Origin of the sequence: Actinoplanes sp. NPDC051513, from assembly GCF_044454685.1 — a bacterium.
GTDB lineage: Bacteria > Actinomycetota > Actinomycetes > Mycobacteriales > Micromonosporaceae > Actinoplanes.
Map to the genome: position 1 here is coordinate 106,542 of NZ_JBITDW010000015.1, position 16,460 is coordinate 123,001.

Here is a 16,460-nt window from a genome sequence, read left to right on the forward strand (position 1 = left end):
ACGCGCCCACTAAGAATGGGCCTCAAGCGTGGCCCGGTGCGGCAGGCGGCGGCCGGGGGCGGCCGGAGCTCAAGCGTGGCCCGGCGCGGGCGGGCGGCGGCCGGGGCGGCGGGAGCGATCGCGCCAGCCCGCGGCCTGGCGGACCAGGCGCGGCGCCTCGGCGAAATCGACCCCGGTGGCGCGCAGCAGGTCGGTGGCGGCCGACCGGATCTGGGCGACCACCACGCCGCCCGAGAAGCCGACCCCCTCGTCGTACGCCTTGGCGGCCTCGGCCACCGCGCTCAGCGCCCGCTCGCGGGCCGCCAGCGGCTCGGCCGCCTTGGCCCACTCCTGGCGCAGCAGGTCGACCGAGTCGCCGAGCAGGCCGATCGCGGCGGCCAGGACCTCGGGCATCTTCTCGTCGTCGCCCAGCCCGGTGCTCACCCGCCGGATCAGCACCCGGACGTTGCGCAGCGCGTGGGTGACCTGCGTGGCGCCGTCCACGTACTGCGCCAGCGCGCCACGGCTGCGCCAGCGGGCGGGCGCGAATGCCACGTTCTCGCGGGCCGCGGTGACCGCCGCCGAGAAGGCGGAGAAGGACGTCTCGGCGGCGCGCAGCTCTACCAGCGCCGCGTCGATCCCGTCGCGGTCGCGGGCTCGCAGCGCCGTCGCGACGTGGTGCAGGCCGTCGGCGAGGGCGCGCAGCGCGGGGTCGGCCGCCCGCTGCACGACGCTGAGCGGGTTGAGCGGCAGCAGCACGGTCATCACGACCAGGCCGACCCCGCCGCCGACCAGCGCGTCGAAGAAGCGCGTCCACGGCAGCCCGGTGGCCGAGGTCAGCGTGGCGACCAGCACCGCCGAGGAGGCGGACTGGACCACCAGCGGGGTGCCGCCGCCGACCGCGGTGGCGACCAGGATCGCGAGCAGCACGACCAGGCCGATCTGCCACGGGCCGGTGCCGATCACCAGGATCAGCGCGTCGCCGATGCCGATGCCGATCGCCACGCCGAGAACCAGCTCGGCCGTGCGGCGGGCGCGCTGCCCGACCGAGGACGCCAGCGTGATCACGGCGGCGATCGGGGCGAAGAACGGCTGCGGGCGGCCGATCAGGTCGTGCGCGACGAACCACGCGATCGCGGCGCCCACCCCGGCCTGGATGGCGAGCGCGACCCCGCCGCGCACCCGGTGCGCCCCGGCCAGCAGGCCGGCGCGGGCGCGCCTCGCCAGCCGGGGCACGGCGGAAGCGGTCACGATCTCTGACCATACTGGCGGATGTGACATCTCTCGTGGACGAGTTCGTGGCGGCGGCCCGGCAGGCGGGCGCCACCGCCGCGGACGCGGATCTGACGGCCGCCGGTGAATACCTGCTGTCCCGCTGGTCGGAGCCGCAACGGCACTATCACACGGTGACGCATCTGTCGGCGGTACTCGATGTGATCGACCGGCATGCCGGTCTCGCGGCACATGCGGAACGGGTCCGTCTGGCCGCGTGGATGCATGACGCGGTCTACGACCCGCGTGCGCTCGGCGACGCGAACGAGCGGGACAGCGCCGAGTTCGCCGAAGGGCTGCTGACCACCCTGGGCGTGCCGGCCGGGGCCTCGGCCGAGGTGGCACGGCTGGTCGGGCTGACCGCCGGGCACGCCACCGAGGAGGACGACCCCGACGGCGAGCTGCTCTGCGACGCCGATCTCGCCATCCTGGCGAGCGACGACGACGCGTACGCGGAGTACACCGCCGCCATCCGCCGGGAGTATGCGCACGTCCCCGAGGACGCCTTCCGCGACGGCCGCGCCCAGGTGCTCAAGGCGTTGCTCGAGCTGCCGTCGATCTACCGCCTCGAGCCGCTGCGCACGCAGTGGGAAGAGAAGGCCCGCGCCAACCTGCGGCGCGAGCTAGACGAGGTGCTTGGGACGGCGTAGGCCCGCCTCCCGCAAGCGGAAAGCCAGCTCCCGCGAGGGCAACAGGGTCGCGCCGAGCCAGAGCGCGCTGCGGAACCGCTCCTGCGGGATGTCGTAATGATCCCGGTCGAAGCCGCGCCGCGGCGCGCCCAGCATCTCGGCGAACACGTGCAGCTCGGCGTAGGAGAGGTCGCTGACCAGGTGGGACCAGAGTCGGCCCCGGGCCGGCCAGAGCGGCTCGTCGACGAGGATCAAAGATTGATCTCTAGGAGGTCGACTCCCCGGTCGGCGGCGAAGCCGCGCACGTCCGGCACCCCGATCCGGGCGGCGTCGGCGGTCAGGTCGTCGGGCATGGTCTGCGACTGCCGCTCGGCGGCCACCCGCGCCAGGTAGTGCTCGACCTCGCGGTCGCGCACCGCCTTGTCCCAGCCGAGCGCATCCCCCATGATCGCGGCCGCGTGGGTGGCCGTCTCGCTGCCGCGGTGGGTCGTTTCGATCGAGATTCGGGTACGCCTGGTGAGCACGTCATCGAGGTGCAGCGCGCCTTCGGCGAGCGCCGCGTACGCCACCTCTGCCGTCAGGTATTCCGGAGCGCCCGCGAGCGGCGTGGCCAGTCCCGGCTCGGCGGCGATCATGGCCAGGATGTGGACGGTCAGGGTCCCGTACCGCTCGAGGAGATGCTCGACCACCCCGGCGGAGACGCCGTGCCGCTTGGCGACATCTTGCCGGTCGCGCCACGCGGCCGTGTAGCCGTCCGCGCCGAGGAGCGGAAGCTGATCGGTGCGCGACGGCCGCGCCGCGCCACCCAGCCGGCGCACCGCCCGGTCGATGACGTCGGCCGCCATCACCCGGTACGTCGTGTACTTGCCGCCGGCCACCAGCAGGAGCCCGAGCATCGGCTCGACCACGGCGTGCTCGCGGGAGAGCTTGGAGGTGGAGTCGGCCTCGCCCGAGAGCAACGGCCGCAGCCCGGCGTAGACGCCCTCGATGTCGTCGGTCGTCAGCGGGCGGTCGAGCACCGTGTTGACCTGGTCGAGGATGTAGCTGATGTCGCGGGCCGAGGCGGCCGGGTGCGCGCGGTCGAGCGTCCAGTCGGTGTCGGTGGTGCCGATGATCCAGTGGCCGCCCCACGGGATCACGAACAGCACCGAGGTGGGCGTGCGCAGGATCAGGCCGGCCTCGCCGGTGATCGCCGAGCGGGGCACCACGAGATGCACGCCCTTGGAGGCACGCACCCGCAGGCCGGGACGGACGCCGACGTCGCTGAGCATCTGCGACATGTCGTCGCTCCAGACGCCGGTGGCGGCCACCACCGTACGCGCCCGCACCTCGAACTCGGGCGCGTCGGGCGCCTCGAGGTCACGGACCCGCACGCCGACCACCTCACGGGCCTCGCGCAGGAAGCCGACCACGCGCGCGCTGGTGACCACGGCCGCGCCCAGGCTGGCCGCGGTGCGGGCGAGGGTGACCACCAGGCGCGCGTCGTCGACCTGGCCGTCGTAGTAGCGGATCGCGCCGGTCAGCGCGTCGGCCCGCAGGCTCGGGAAGAGGTGGCGGGCGCCGTCGCGGGTGAGGTGGCGGTGCAGCGGCATGCCGCGGCCGGTGCCGAAGACGCCGGCGAAGGCGTCGTACGCCGCGACGCCGAGGCCGTAGTAGGCGCGGTGCCAGACCCGGGCGGGCGGGTTCGCCGGCGGCAGCGGCACCAGGATCGGCACCGGGCGGACCAGGTGGGGCGCCAGGCGGGTGGAGAGCAGGCCGCGCTCGGTGAGCGCCTCGTGCACCAGATGGAGCTCGAGCTGCTCGAGGTAGCGCAGGCCGCCGTGGATCAGCTTGCTGGACCGGCTGGACGTGCCGGCGGCCAGGTCACGCGCCTCGACCAGGGCGACCTTGAGCCCACGGGAGGCGGCGTCGAGGGCCGCGCCGGCGCCGGTGACCCCACCACCGATCACCAGGACATCGAACTGCTCATCGCGAAGACGCCGGAGGTCGGCGAGCCGCCGGATCGGCGACAGACGCCCGGCCGAATAGCGGGAAATGGAGGGATCACGCACCCGTCCCACGTTAGCGCTCGCGCGCGTCACCCAGGCGGGGGAAATCTCACCGGCTCGTTGAGTTAGGTTCGGCAGTTGTGGATCGCGAGTTCTGGATAGCCGAGCTGACCGACGACGACCTACCTGCGGTGATCGCCCTGTGCCGGAGCGCGCTGGATCTGCCGGAGGACGCGGCCGAGGCCGCCGAGATCGTGTCGCGGCTGCGCGAGGCCACCGGAACCGACGGCTGGTCGCCGACCCCGCGCCGGCTCGCCGGCTTCCTCGCCATGGCGCCGGGCAACCGGGTGATCGGGGTGGTTCTGGGGTCGGTCTCGCACCGGGACGCGTCCATCGGGCACATCGACCTGATCGCGGTCGACCCGGCCGAGCGGCGCCGCGGCGTGGCCCGGGCCCTGATGGCACGGATCGAGGGCGCGCTGGCCGGCCTCGGCGCCGGCGACGTGGTGCTGGCCGGCAACGCCCCGTACTACGCCTGGCCCGGCATCGACGTGCGGTACACGCCGGCGGTCTGCGCGGCCATGGCGCTCGGCTTCGCCCAGGACCAGCCGGCCTGGAACATGACCGCCGACCTGCGGGCGCTCGCCCCGACCGAGCCCGACGAGAAGCGGCTGGCCGGCGACGGGGTGACGGTCCGCCGGGCCACCACCGACGACACCGCCTCGCTGGTCGCGTTCGCGCTGGCGAACTGGGGCACCGGCTGGGCGGGCGAGATCGGCCATTCGATCGGCCGGGAGCGGGCCGGCTGCCATCTGGCGATCGAGGCCGACGGCACGCTGCTGGGCTTCGCCGCGTACGGGTCGTCGCGCCCTAGCTGGTTCGGCCCGATGGGCACCACGGTGGCCGCCCGGGGCCGCGGGATCGGCTCGGTCCTGCTCCGCCGCTGCCTGGCCGACCAGCGTGCGAACGGGCACGAGACCGCGCAGATCGGCTGGGTCGGCCCGATGCCCTTCTACTCCACCGCGGTGGGCGCCCGGGTGGAAAGGGTGTTCTTCCTGTACCGCAAACAGCTATGACCTCTTTGTCCTAGCCTCGTGGCGTGGGGGTACGCCGCGCGTCCGCGGCCCTGATCGTGCTCGTCGCCGTGTTGCTGGCGGCGGCGACCCTGGTCACGGGCCGCGCCGATGCCGGCGTCACGACAACCTCGTTCAACACGCGCTTCGACGCCAACACCAACGGCTCGATCCTGCTGCGCGGCAACACGCTGCTCACCTGCATCCCGCCGCCGGCGGCCTGCGGGAACGCGCAGACCGGCTCGAACACCGGCGCCAACGCGAACAACAACACCTACGCCATGGCCTACACGAACGCCGACGGCAACCCGCTGACCTTCGACGACAGCACGGCGACGCTCGACATGCCGCCGGGGAGCACGGTGCTCTTCGCCGGCCTCTACTGGGGCGCCTCCTCGGTCTCGCCCCTGCGCAACCAGGTCCTGTTCAGCACGACCGGCGGCACGTCCTACAGCCCGGTCGCCTCGAGCAGCCTGTACACGAACGGCGCGATCTATCAGGGCTTCGCCGACGTGACCGCGCAGGTGGCCGGCGCCGGCAACGGGGTGTACGGGGTGGCGAACGTGCAGGCGTCGATCGCCATGGGCTCGTTCGCGGGGTGGTCGCTGGTGGTGGCGTATCAGAACCCCGCCGAGGACCTGCGTGCCCTGCGCATCTACGACGGCTTCGCCCAGGTCAACCCCGACGATGCGCAGATCTCGGTGACCGGCTTCGAGACGCCGCACTCGGGCACGGTGCGCGCCAAGATCGGCGCGGTGGCGTACGAGGGTGACCGCGGCACCACCGGGGACGCCTTCGAGGTCGACGGCCAGCCACTGAGCGACGGCAGGAACCCGGCCGACAACTTCTTCAACAGCACGGTGAGCGACTCGGGCGCGCTGGTGGGCGGGCGCAACCCGGGATACGTGAACCAGCTCGGCTTCGACGTCGACCAGGTGGACGCGTCCGGGATGTTCGCGAACGCCGCCACCTCGTCGACGCTCACCCTGACCACCAGCGGCGACCAGTACTACCCGGGCGTCATCACGTTCACCATCGACCTCTACGCCCCCAAGATCACCACCACGCTCACCGGCACCGATGTCAACGGCGGCGACCTGCTGGCCGGCGACGTGATCGAGTACCGCATCGCGGTGCAGAACGTCGGCAAGGACATCGCCGACGGCGTGATGCTCGCCGACGCGATCCCGCCTTACACCTCGTACGTGCCCGGCTCGCTCACCCTGCAGGGCGCGCCGCTCACCGATGCCTCGAGCGACGACGCCGGCTCCTACGCGGCCGGTTCGGCCGGCTTCAGTCTGGGCAGCATCCCGTACCTAGGCAGCACCTGGGTCACCTTCCGGGTGGTGGTCCAGGGCGGCGCGCCGATCGGGTACGCCATCACCAACGTCGTGAACGTCAGCTACACCGGGCGCACCACCAGCGTCAACGTCGCCGCGACCGGCGGCTCGGTGGCCACGACCGTGCAGCCGCCGCACCTCGACCTGGCCGCCGCGCTGGCCGTGACCCCGGCGTACGTGCAGCGGGCCGGCACCCCGGTCACCGTCAACTACACGGCCACCGTGACCAACGCGTCCGGCGGTATCGAGCCGGCCGCGGTCGCCACCTTCACCCTGCCGCCCGGCGTCACCCCCGGCCCGGCGCCGACCGGCTGCTCGAGCGCCGGGCAGGTGGTCACCTGTGCGCTCGGCCCGTTGGTGGCCGGAACGTCGGCGAGCGCCACCATCCCCGCCACGGTCGACAACACCGCGGCGGCAAGCCCGATCGCCTCGGCCCGCGCCACCGGCAACGGCGTCGACACGAATGCGGCCAACGACACCGCCACCGCCACGCTCGCTGTCAACAGCCCGCCGCAGGCCGGGGACGACACCGCCACGACGCCGCCCGCCACCCCGGTCACCATCACGGTGAACGGCAACGACACCGACCCGGACGACGCGCCGGCCACCCTGCTCTACTCGGTGGTGGGCGGCGGGCCAGCACACGGCGTCGCGGTGGCCAACGCCGACCGGACCATCACCTACACGCCGGCCGCGGGCTGGGCCGGCCCCGACACGTTCACCTACCGGGTGGACGACCCGCACGGCGGCTCGGACACCGCCACGGTCACGGTGACCACCCAGAACGCCGCGCCGGTCGCCAACGACGACATGGTCAACACGCCGACGAGCACCGCGGTCACGATCGACGTGCGGCAGAACGACACCGACCCCAACGGCGACGCGCTCACCGTCGTCGCAGTCACCCAGCCGGCGTCCGTTCTCATCGGCGCCGTGACCTTCACCGGCACCGGGGTCACCTTCACGCCGTTCTCGGCGTTCCCGGTGTTCGCCGGACCGGCGACCTTCACCTACACGGTGCGCGACCCGGGAGGCCTCACCGCCACCGCCACGGTCTCGATCGACGTCGCGAACGCGCTGCCCACGGCCGCGAACGACGTGCTGAGCGTGACGTACGCGGCCGCCCGGGCCGGCGTGACGGCGCCGGCGGCCGTCAACGACACCGACCCGAACCACGACACGCTCACCGTGATCGCCGTCGGCGGCCCGGCGGCGGGGACCGGCGCCACGTCGCTGCTCGCGGGCGTGGTCACCTACACCGCGCCAGTCGGCTTCTCGGGGAACGCGACGTTCACGTACACGATCAGCGACGGCCACGGCGGTACGGACACCGCCACGGTCACGGTCACCGTCGGCGACGCCCCACCGGTCGCGCAGCCGTTCACGGTGACCACCGGCTACCGGGCGGCGCTCACGCTGGACGTGCTGGCCGTGGCCACCGACCCGAACGGCGACACCTCGTCGGTGTCCGGAGTGACGGCCCCCGCCCACGGCGTGGTCACCCGCGACCCGTTCGGCATGATCACCTATCTGCCGGACGTCGCGTACTCCGGGACCGACTCGTTCACGTACACGATCGACGACGGCCACGGCGGGACGGACACCGCGAACGTGACGGTGACCGTGGCCAACGGAGTCGCGGCGGCGCGGGCCGACGCGGCCACCGGACCGGGCGGCGCGCCGGTGACGATCGACGTGCTCGCCAACGACGACCCCGATCCCAACGGCGACCCGATCACGTACGCCATCGACGTGGTTCCCGGGCACGGCATCGCCGGCTTCGACGCCGGCCACCGGATCGTCTACACCCCGGACGCCGGCTTCCTCGGCGTCGACACCCTGCGCTACACGACCGACGACGGCCGCGGCGGCCTGGTCGGCGCGATCGTGACGATCAACGTGATCAACACCGCTCCGGTGGCTCGCCCCGACACATCGGCCACCGACACGAACACCGATCTGACCGTGCCGGTGCTCGCCAACGACGACGACCCGAACGGCGACCCGGTGACCCTGACGGCGGTGGCGGTCGGAGGCCATGGCACGGTCACCGCAAACCCGGGCGGCACGGTCACCTACGTGCCGGACACCGGCTTCTACGGCAACGACTCCTTCGTCTACTCGATCCGGGACCCGTCAGGCCTCACCGACTCGGCGCTCGTGACGGTCATCGTGCGCAACGCCGCGCCGATGGCGAACGACGACACCTACACCGCCCGGCCGGGCGTGCCGATCGTGTTGCCGGTGCTGGCCAACGACGTCGATCCCAACACGGGGCAGGCGATCGAGGTCGTCTCGGCCACCGCGACCGCCAAGGGCATGCTCACGTTCTCGGGCGGGGTGCTGACCTACCGGGCCGACCCGGGCACGGTCGGGACGGACGGCTTCGACTACGTGCTCACCGACGACCTCAGCCAGACCGACACCGGGCACGTCACGATCACCATCGACGGGTCGCCGTCCGCGGTCGGCGACGCGGTGTCCATCCCGGCCGACACCGCGGTCGACATCGCCGTCACGGCCAACGACACCGACCCCGAGTCGCAGCTCCTCACGGTGACCACGGTGGGGACGCCCGGGCACGGCTCGACCAAGATCAACGCGAACGGGACCGTGGAGTACCGGCCGCATCCCGGGTTCTTCGGGACCGACACCTTCGGGTACGCGATCGTGGACAGCGTCGGGAACACCTCGTCCGCTCAGGTCACGGTGCAGGTGGCGAACGCCGTGCCGGTGGCGCGGACGGACACCGCGGCGCTGCTCTCCGACCGGACCGTGCTGGTCGACGTGCTCGCCAACGACACCGACGCCAACCCGGGCCAGACGCTCGCCATCGCCTCGGCCGGCACGCCGGCGCATGGCACGGCCACCCTTGAGTCCGGCCAGATCCGGTACGTCGCGGCGGCCGGCTACGTGGGGCCGGACACCTTCACGTACGCGATCGGCGACGGCAACGGCGGCGCCGCGACCGGGACCGTCGCGATCACCGTGTCCAACGGCGTGCCGGTGGCGGTGCCGGACTCCCGCACGACGCCTTACCAGCACGCGATCGCCGTCGACGTGCTCACCAACGACCTCGATCCGGGCGGAACGCTGGACGTCACCGCGGTCACCACGCCCGACCACGGCACGGCCACGTTCGCCGCGACCGCGGTGACCTACACCCCGCCGGCCGGGTTCGCCGGGATCGCCACCCTCGCCTACACGGCCACCGACGATGCCGGGCACCGCACCACCGCCGACGTCGAGATCCTCGTGGGCGTGCCGCCGTCGGTACCGAACAAACAGGTCACCGTGCTGGACGGCCGGTCGGTCGGCATCGGGCTGCCGAACACCGGCCAGGACGGGCGGCCGGTCAGCCTCGTCCGGATCGGAGGGCCCGCGCACGGCACGGCCCGGATCAACGCGGACGGGACGGTCACCTACGTGCCGTTTCCGGGCTTCGCCGGGACCGACAGCTTCAGCTACGAGGTGGTGGACGCCGACGGCAACGTGGCGCAGGGGATGGTCTACGTGATCGTCCCGGCGGTTCCGGTCATCCCGCCGCCCACGACCGCACCGACCACGCCACCCCCGTCCCCGTCGCCCACTCCCCGGCCCAGCGGCTCCCCCACGCCGGCGCCGGGCCACGGCACGCCGGCGCCGGGCCACGGCACGCCGGCGCCGGGCCACGGCACGCCGCCGCGGCGCAACCGGCCGCCGGTGGCGGTGGACGATCGGGTGAGGGTCGCGGCCGGGGACAGCGTGGTGATCCGGCCGCTGCTGAACGACCGGGACCCGGACGGCGACGCCCTCACGATCATGACGATCCGCAAGCCCCGGCACGGCACGGCGGCGATGACCGCCACGACCGTCACCTACACGGCCGATGGTCTCGACGAGGCCGCCGAGATCTACGCGGCCGCGGCGGACGCTCTCGGCTACACGGTCGGCGACGGGCGCGGCGGGCGGTCCACCGGGAGCGTGACGATCCACGTCGTCCCGGTCGCCGACCTGCCGACCACCGGGCACGACGTGCTGGCCGTGGTGCGGGCCGGCCTGCTCGCCGTCGCGGCCGGTGGGACGCTGTGGTGGCTGGGCGAGCGCCCCCGCCCCGGCCGCCACCGCCGCTGACCCGGAGCCCCCGCCCCGCGCACGCGAAAGGCCGGCGCGCCATCGCTCACCAGGCCCCCGTGCACGCGAAAGGCGGGCCGCCGAAGCGACCCGCCTTCCGGATGTTGCTGTCCGGACTGGACTCAGAAGTCCATGTCCCCGCCGCCCGGGGCGCCGGCCGGGGCCGGGTTCTTCTCGGGCTTGTCGGCCACGACGGCCTCGGTGGTGAGGAACAGCGCGGCGATCGACGCGGCGTTCTGCAGCGCCGAGCGGGTGACCTTGGCCGGGTCGATGATGCCCGCGGCCAGCAGGTCGACGTACTCGCCGGTCGCGGCGTTGAGGCCGTGACCCGCGTCGAGGTTGCGCACCTTCTCGACCACGACGCCGCCCTCGAGGCCGGCGTTCACGGCGATCTGACGCAGCGGGGCGTCGAGCGCGAGCTTCACGATCTGCGCGCCGGTCGCCTCGTCGCCGACCAGGTCGAGCTTCTCGAACGCGGTCTTGCCGGCCTGCACCAGGGCGACGCCACCACCGGGCACGATGCCCTCCTCGACGGCCGCCTTCGCGTTGCGAACGGCGTCCTCGATGCGGTGCTTGCGCTCCTTGAGCTCGACCTCGGTGGCCGCGCCGACCTTGATGACCGCAACACCGCCGGCCAGCTTGGCCAGGCGCTCCTGCAGCTTCTCACGGTCGTAGTCGGAGTCCGACTTCTCGATCTCGGCGCGGATCTGGTTGACCCGGCCCTGGATCTGCTCGGCGTCGCCGCCGCCGTCCACGACGGTGGTCTCGTCCTTGGTGATGACGATCTTGCGAGCGGTGCCCAGCAGGCTCAGGTCGGCGTTGTCGAGCTTGAGGCCGACCTCCTCGCTGATGACGGCGCCACCGGTCAGGATGGCGATGTCCTCCAGCATGGCCTTGCGGCGGTCGCCGAAGCCCGGGGCCTTGACGGCGACCGACTTGAAGGTGCCGCGCACCTTGTTGACCACCAGGGTCGCCAGGGCCTCGCCCTCGACGTCCTCGGCGATGATGACCAGCGGCTTGCCGCCCTGCATGACCTTCTCCAGCACAGGGAGGAGGTCCTTCACGGCGGAGATCTTGCTGTTGGCGATCAGGATGTACGGGTCGTCGAAGACGGCCTCCATCCGCTCGGCGTCGGTCATGAAGTACGCCGAGATGTAGCCCTTGTCGAAGCGCATACCCTCGGTGAGCTCGAGCTCGAGGCCGAAGGTGTTGCTCTCCTCGACGGTGATGACGCCTTCCTTGCCGACCTTGTCCATGGCCTCGGCGATGATCTCGCCGACCGTGGAGTCACCGGCGGAGATGGAGGCGGTGGAGGCGATCTGCTCCTTGGTCTCCACGTCCTTGGCGAGCTGCGAGAGAGCCTCGGAGACGCTCGCGACGGCGGCCTCGATGCCCCGCTTCAGGGCCATCGGGTTGGCGCCGGCGGCGACGTTGCGCAGACCCTCACGAACCAGCGCCTGGGCGAGAACGGTCGCGGTCGTCGTGCCGTCACCGGCAACGTCGTCGGTCTTCTTCGCGACCTCCTTGACCAGCTCAGCGCCGATCTTCTCGAAGGTGTCCTCGAGCTCGATCTCCTTGGCGATGGATACACCATCGTTGGTGATCGTGGGGGCGCCCCACTTCTTCTCAAGGACGACGTTGCGGCCCTTGGGGCCGAGCGTCACCTTGACGGCGTCGGCGAGCTGGTTCATGCCCCGCTCGAGGCCCCGACGAGCTTCCTCGTCGAATGCGATGATCTTGGCCATTCGGCTGTGTCCTCCTGGACATTCGCGGTGCCGGGCCAATTGGCCCCGCATTCCCGCAGGTTGCGAACTCTGCGGACGTCACCACCTGGCGATGTGACGTCCTCAGGCCGAGCCGGAAAGCCCGCGACGACCGGTACCGTGCCCCGGCGCCGATGGCGGCGCCGCGACCGGAACCCCACCGTCCCGACCTGCTTGGCACTCAGCGGTCACGAGTGCCAATGACTTGTTTAGCACTCCAGGGGGGCGAGTGCAAGGAAACGCGGGCGGACAGACCCCTCAGTCGAGCTCGGACGTGGCCAGCTCGGAAAGCAACGAGTCGCTGGTCACCGGGCCCTCGGCGCGGCGGGCCTGCGCGTAGGTCACCAGGGCGGCGATCGCCCAGAGCAGAACGGCCGCCACCGCCACCACGGTCGACGCCAGGGCGCCCCAGCCGGCGTCGGCCAGCCGGGGCAGGACGGTGACAGCCAGCGAGGCGGCGACCAGCCCGCCCAGCCGGGCCCGCGAGCAGAGGTGCTGGGCCCGGCGCCGGCCGCGATCGCGCTCGATCAGCACGACGCAGCCGAGCACACCGGTGAAGGTGAGCACGGCGGTCGAGAGCGCGGCGAGGCCGGCGGCGAGCGGCGCGGCCACGGCCGGGCCCAGCCGGTCGGCGGTGAGCAGCAGCGGCAGCGCCTGGGTCAGCAGGCCGAACACGGCGAACCAGAGCCAGAGCGGGCGCAGCCGATAGGCCACCAGCCGCCACACCCGGCGCGGGCGGGGCAGTGACCCGGTGGCCCCCTCGGCGAGCGCCACCGCCACCACGCCGGCCAGGCAGATCACCAGGGGCAGGGCGGAGACTGCGAAGTAGGCCAGCCACATCAGCGGGAGCAGCAGTAGGCCGAAGCCGCCGAGCAGGTCGAAGAGGGCGGGAGCGGCGATCACCGTGTCGTCGACGTTGCCGACGAAGAAGTGCATCGGGAGCGCGGCGAGCAGGCCGATCGGCAGCAGCGCGACGAGGCAGCGGCGCAGCACCCCGCGCCACCGCGAGAGCCAGCCGGACAGGCCGGCGCCCTGCGGCGGGACGACCGGGTCGTTCTCGCGGACCGGGGGCACGGCGACGGCGCCGGGGCGGGTGAGCTCGGCCGTGCGCGACTCAGGGTCGAACGGGTCGGCGGCCTCGACCACCGGGCCCTCGACCATGCGCATGCGGCCCTCGCCCACATCCATCGACACACCTTGCCTCAGCGGGGACCGCATCCGCTACCCTCGTCCGTTTCCCGGCAACCAGGTTGCCCGCGCCCCCGGCACAGGGTAGGGAGAACAGCGTGAACAGCTGGCGCGTGCACCGGGTGACCGTCGAGGACGCGGCACGGATGCGCGCGCTGCGGCTCGAGATGCTGGCCGACGCCCCGCTCGCGTTCCTCGAGACGCTCGCCCAGGCCGCGGCCCGGCCCCACGAGGCGTACCGGCAGCGCATCACCCAGGCGGCGCACGGCGGCCGCCTGGCGCAGTTCGTGGCCGACCCCGGCGGCCGGTCCCGGCTGATCGGGCACGCGGGCGGCACGGTCCTGCCCGAGGAGCCCGACGTGACGGTGATCTTCGCGGTCTACGTGACCCCCGAGCAGCGCGGCGGCAAGGTGCTGGCCGAGCTGGTCGAAGCGGTGGCCACCTGGTCCCGGGCGAACGGGCGCGACCGGCTGATGCTCGAGGTGGTCGCCGGCAACGCGCGCGCCGTCCGGGCGTACGAGAAGCTAGGTTTCGAAGACACCGGCGAGCGCGTGCCGCACCCCGTGCTGCCGATCCTCACCGAGCTGCGGATGCGCCGCCGCATCTGAGGCTCACACCGTCAGCTGCCAGAAGGTCACCGAGTCGAGCGCCCGGAAGCCCAGCGCCCGATTGATCCGCAGCATGTGCTCGTTGGACGCCGCGTTGAACGTGTCGATCACCTCGAGGCCCGGTCGCAGTTCCCGGACGTGCGCGAGGTTGGCCAGCTTCACCAGCATGCCGAGCCGGTGGCCACGGTGGCCGGGGTCGACCAGCGTGATGTTCTGCCAGGCATGCGCGGGGTCGGTGGCGTCGCCGGCGATCTTCGTCCAGGCGACCAGCCGCTCGCCGTGCAGAGCGCCGGCGTGGTAGCTCGTCCGCCCGCGCAGGGCCGCCCGCTGCTCGCCCTCGCGAATCTTCGCGGCGTCCACGTTCTCGGGCTCCCACGCCAGGTCGCCGGTCGGGGCGTCGGCGTTGAGGCGCCCGTCCAGGTAGGCCACGTCGTCGATGATCTCCTCGGGTGGCACGCCGGTCCACAGGATCAGCCGGTACCCCTCGGCGTGCTGCCAGGCGCCGGCCAACAGGGCATCGTGCCGGGCCTGGTCGACCGTGCGGAGGTCGAGCCGGCTGCGCACCTCCTCGAGAGCGGGCTTGGCCGCCGCCGCGGAGGCGAACTGCGCGCCGTCCGGGTGGCGCGACATCACGGGGGCGATCACGTTCTTGCGGCCGAGCGCCCGGGCCCGCTCGAGAACCAGGTCGAGAAGGGCCCGGCCGACGCCCTGCCGTCGATGTGCGGGAAGGACCGACAGCTCGATATTCACATTGTCCAAGTTGTCGAGAATGGGCAGCTCGACCTGTACGTAGCCGACCGGCACCCCGTCCAGGAAACCCAGATAGTGCTCGAGAGTCGCGCCCGGCCAGGGGTGGGCGTGCCGGGCGACGAAACCCTCCAGGGCGAGCGGCGGGACGTCGGGTTTGTCGCGCTCCTCGCAGGCCCGATAGATCTCGTACGCGTCGGCCGGGTCTTCCAGCCGGCCCGTAGAAAGATTCATGGCCGTCACCCTGCCGGGCAACGGCCAAGAATGCTAACGATTTTGGTCGGGAGGGCGGACGCACAGCGCCTCCGGCGCTGGGTCGTTGGGCACCTCGAGAGATTGTCGCCAAGCTCGAAGGTGAGGGGCCTCGTACGGCGTCGGCCCTCCCGCAGAGAGCATCCTGCCGACCCTGAGATCGGTGCGCAAGTCCTCCGGGGATGGAATCTTCAACTAATGGCAGACCTTTGACTACCGAGCGTTATCCCAGCAGGCCAGCCTCGCGGGCCCCTCGCAGCGACGGTTTGATCTGGTGAGTCGGTCCGACGAGGCCCGCGACCGCGTCGAGCGTCTTGAGCCCCTCGCCGGTGTTGTAGACGACGGTCTCTTTCTCGGGGTCGAGCTTGCCGCTCGCCACCAGCTTCTTGAGCACCGCGACCGTGGCGCCGCCCGCAGTCTCGGCGAAGACGCCGGTCGTCTCGGCCAGCAGCCGGATGCCGTCGCGGATCTCGTCGTCGTCGGCGTAGTCCATCCACCCGCCGGTGCGGCGCACCGACTCGATCGCGTACGCGCCGGCCGCCGGGTCGCCGATGTTCAGCGACTTCGCGATGCCGGTCGGCTTCACCGGGACGATCTCGTCGGTGCCCTTGTGCAGCGCCACCGCGATCGGGTTGCAGCCGGCCGACTGGGCGCCGAAGACGGTCCAGCCGCCCTCGGGCGCGGTGGCCAGGCCGATCTCGACCAGCTCCTGGAACGCCTTGTCCACCTTGGTGAGCAGCTCGCCGGAGGCCATCGGGATGACGACCTGGGCGGGGATGCGCCAGCCGAGCTGCTCGGCGACCTCGTAGCCGAGCGTCTTGGAGCCCTCGGCGTAGAACGGCCGCACGTTCACGTTGACGAACGCGGTGTCCTCGAACTCGTCGGTCTCGACCAGCTCGCCGCAGAGCCGGTTGACGTCGTCGTACGACCCCTCGATGGCCACCAGCTCGCCGCCGTAGACGGCGGTGGTAATGATCTTGCCCGGCTCGAGGTCGTACGGGATGAAGACGATGCTCGGCGCGCCGGCCCGGGCCGCGTGCGCGGCGACCGAGTTGGCCAGGTTGCCGGTGGAGGCACAGGCGAAGCGGGTGAAGCCGAGGCCGCGGGCGGCAGTGAGCGCCACCGAGACGACCCGGTCCTTGAACGAGTGGGTCGGGTTGGCCGAGTCGTCCTTGACGTACAGCGGCGCGCGCAGGCCGACCGCGGCGGCCAGGGCGGGCGCGCTCACCAGCGGGGTCAGGCCGGGGTCGAGGGTGACCCGGGTGGCCGGGTCCTGACCGGCCGGGAGGAGGCCGGCGTAGCGCCAGATGTTGTTCGGCCCGGCTTCGATCTGCTCACGGGTCACCCGCGCGAGTGCGGCCTGGTCGTAGGCCACCTCGAGCGGGCCGAAACACTCGTAACAGGCGTGCTGGGCGATCAGCGGGTACTCCGCGCCGCACGCACGGCAGACGAGGCCGCGGGCGGGCGAGTCAGTGGCAGAGGGTGTGCTGACGGCAGACGTCATCGAG

General features: G+C 72.5%; 11 protein-coding genes. 4 read left to right on the plus strand and 7 right to left on the minus strand.

Annotated elements, in window-relative coordinates:
• Nucleotides 1-69: 69 nt before the first annotated feature.
• The gene (locus ACIA5D_RS35060) at nt 70-1,230 is read right to left on the minus strand and encodes an aromatic acid exporter family protein (RefSeq protein ID WP_396034694.1); all 1,161 of its coding nucleotides are present in this window, start codon (nt 1,228-1,230) and stop codon (nt 70-72) included.
• Nucleotides 1,231-1,253: 23 nt separating this feature from the next.
• Between ACIA5D_RS35060 and ACIA5D_RS35065 the strand changes: the two genes are divergently transcribed.
• Nucleotides 1,254-1,901 (plus strand): metal-dependent phosphohydrolase, encoded by a 648-nt coding sequence (locus ACIA5D_RS35065; protein WP_396034695.1) that lies wholly within the window; start codon nt 1,254-1,256, stop codon nt 1,899-1,901.
• Here the strand turns inward: ACIA5D_RS35065 and ACIA5D_RS35070 are convergent.
• Both ACIA5D_RS35070 and ACIA5D_RS35075 read right to left on the minus strand, forming a co-directional pair.
• Nucleotides 1,875-2,135 (minus strand): DUF4031 domain-containing protein, encoded by a 261-nt coding sequence (locus ACIA5D_RS35070; protein ID WP_396034696.1) that lies wholly within the window; start codon nt 2,133-2,135, stop codon nt 1,875-1,877. The two genes, ACIA5D_RS35065 and ACIA5D_RS35070, sit on opposite strands and share 27 nt — an antisense overlap.
• On the minus strand, nt 2,132-3,931 hold the full coding sequence (locus ACIA5D_RS35075; protein WP_396034697.1) for a glycerol-3-phosphate dehydrogenase/oxidase: 1,800 nt from the start codon (nt 3,929-3,931) through the stop codon (nt 2,132-2,134). Before ACIA5D_RS35075 ends, ACIA5D_RS35070 begins: the two co-directional genes overlap by 4 nt.
• A gap of 77 nt (nt 3,932-4,008) precedes the next feature.
• Between ACIA5D_RS35075 and ACIA5D_RS35080 the strand changes: the two genes are divergently transcribed.
• Together ACIA5D_RS35080 and ACIA5D_RS35085 are read left to right on the plus strand one after the other, a co-directional pair.
• Nucleotides 4,009-4,944, plus strand: a complete 936-nt coding sequence (locus ACIA5D_RS35080; RefSeq protein WP_396034698.1) for a GNAT family N-acetyltransferase — start codon at nt 4,009-4,011, stop codon at nt 4,942-4,944.
• A 23-nt stretch (nt 4,945-4,967) separates the two neighbouring features.
• On the plus strand, nt 4,968-10,394 hold the full coding sequence (locus ACIA5D_RS35085) for a beta strand repeat-containing protein (RefSeq protein ID WP_396034699.1): 5,427 nt from the start codon (nt 4,968-4,970) through the stop codon (nt 10,392-10,394).
• A gap of 122 nt (nt 10,395-10,516) precedes the next feature.
• Here ACIA5D_RS35085 and groL read toward each other — a convergent pair whose 3' ends face one another.
• Nucleotides 10,517-12,139 carry a chaperonin GroEL gene (groL, locus tag ACIA5D_RS35090; RefSeq protein ID WP_396034700.1) on the minus strand — a complete coding sequence of 541 codons (1,623 nt, stop codon included), beginning with the start codon at nt 12,137-12,139 and terminating at the stop codon, nt 10,517-10,519.
• A gap of 276 nt (nt 12,140-12,415) precedes the next feature.
• Complete coding sequence (locus tag ACIA5D_RS35095) at nt 12,416-13,345, minus strand: hypothetical protein (protein WP_396034701.1); 930 nt, start codon at nt 13,343-13,345, stop codon at nt 12,416-12,418.
• A gap of 62 nt (nt 13,346-13,407) precedes the next feature.
• Between ACIA5D_RS35095 and ACIA5D_RS35100 the strand changes: the two genes are divergently transcribed.
• Nucleotides 13,408-13,953: a GNAT family N-acetyltransferase gene (locus ACIA5D_RS35100; protein ID WP_396034702.1), complete on the plus strand. Its 546-nt coding sequence runs from the start codon at nt 13,408-13,410 to the stop codon at nt 13,951-13,953.
• A 3-nt stretch (nt 13,954-13,956) separates the two neighbouring features.
• Here the strand turns inward: ACIA5D_RS35100 and ACIA5D_RS35105 are convergent, their stop codons facing one another.
• Both ACIA5D_RS35105 and thrC read right to left on the minus strand, forming a co-directional pair.
• Nucleotides 13,957-14,934 (minus strand): GNAT family N-acetyltransferase, encoded by a 978-nt coding sequence (locus tag ACIA5D_RS35105; protein WP_396034703.1) that lies wholly within the window; start codon nt 14,932-14,934, stop codon nt 13,957-13,959.
• A gap of 241 nt (nt 14,935-15,175) precedes the next feature.
• Complete coding sequence (thrC, locus tag ACIA5D_RS35110; protein ID WP_396034704.1) at nt 15,176-16,456, minus strand: threonine synthase; 1,281 nt, start codon at nt 16,454-16,456, stop codon at nt 15,176-15,178.
• Between the last annotated feature and the right edge of the window lie 4 nt (nt 16,457-16,460).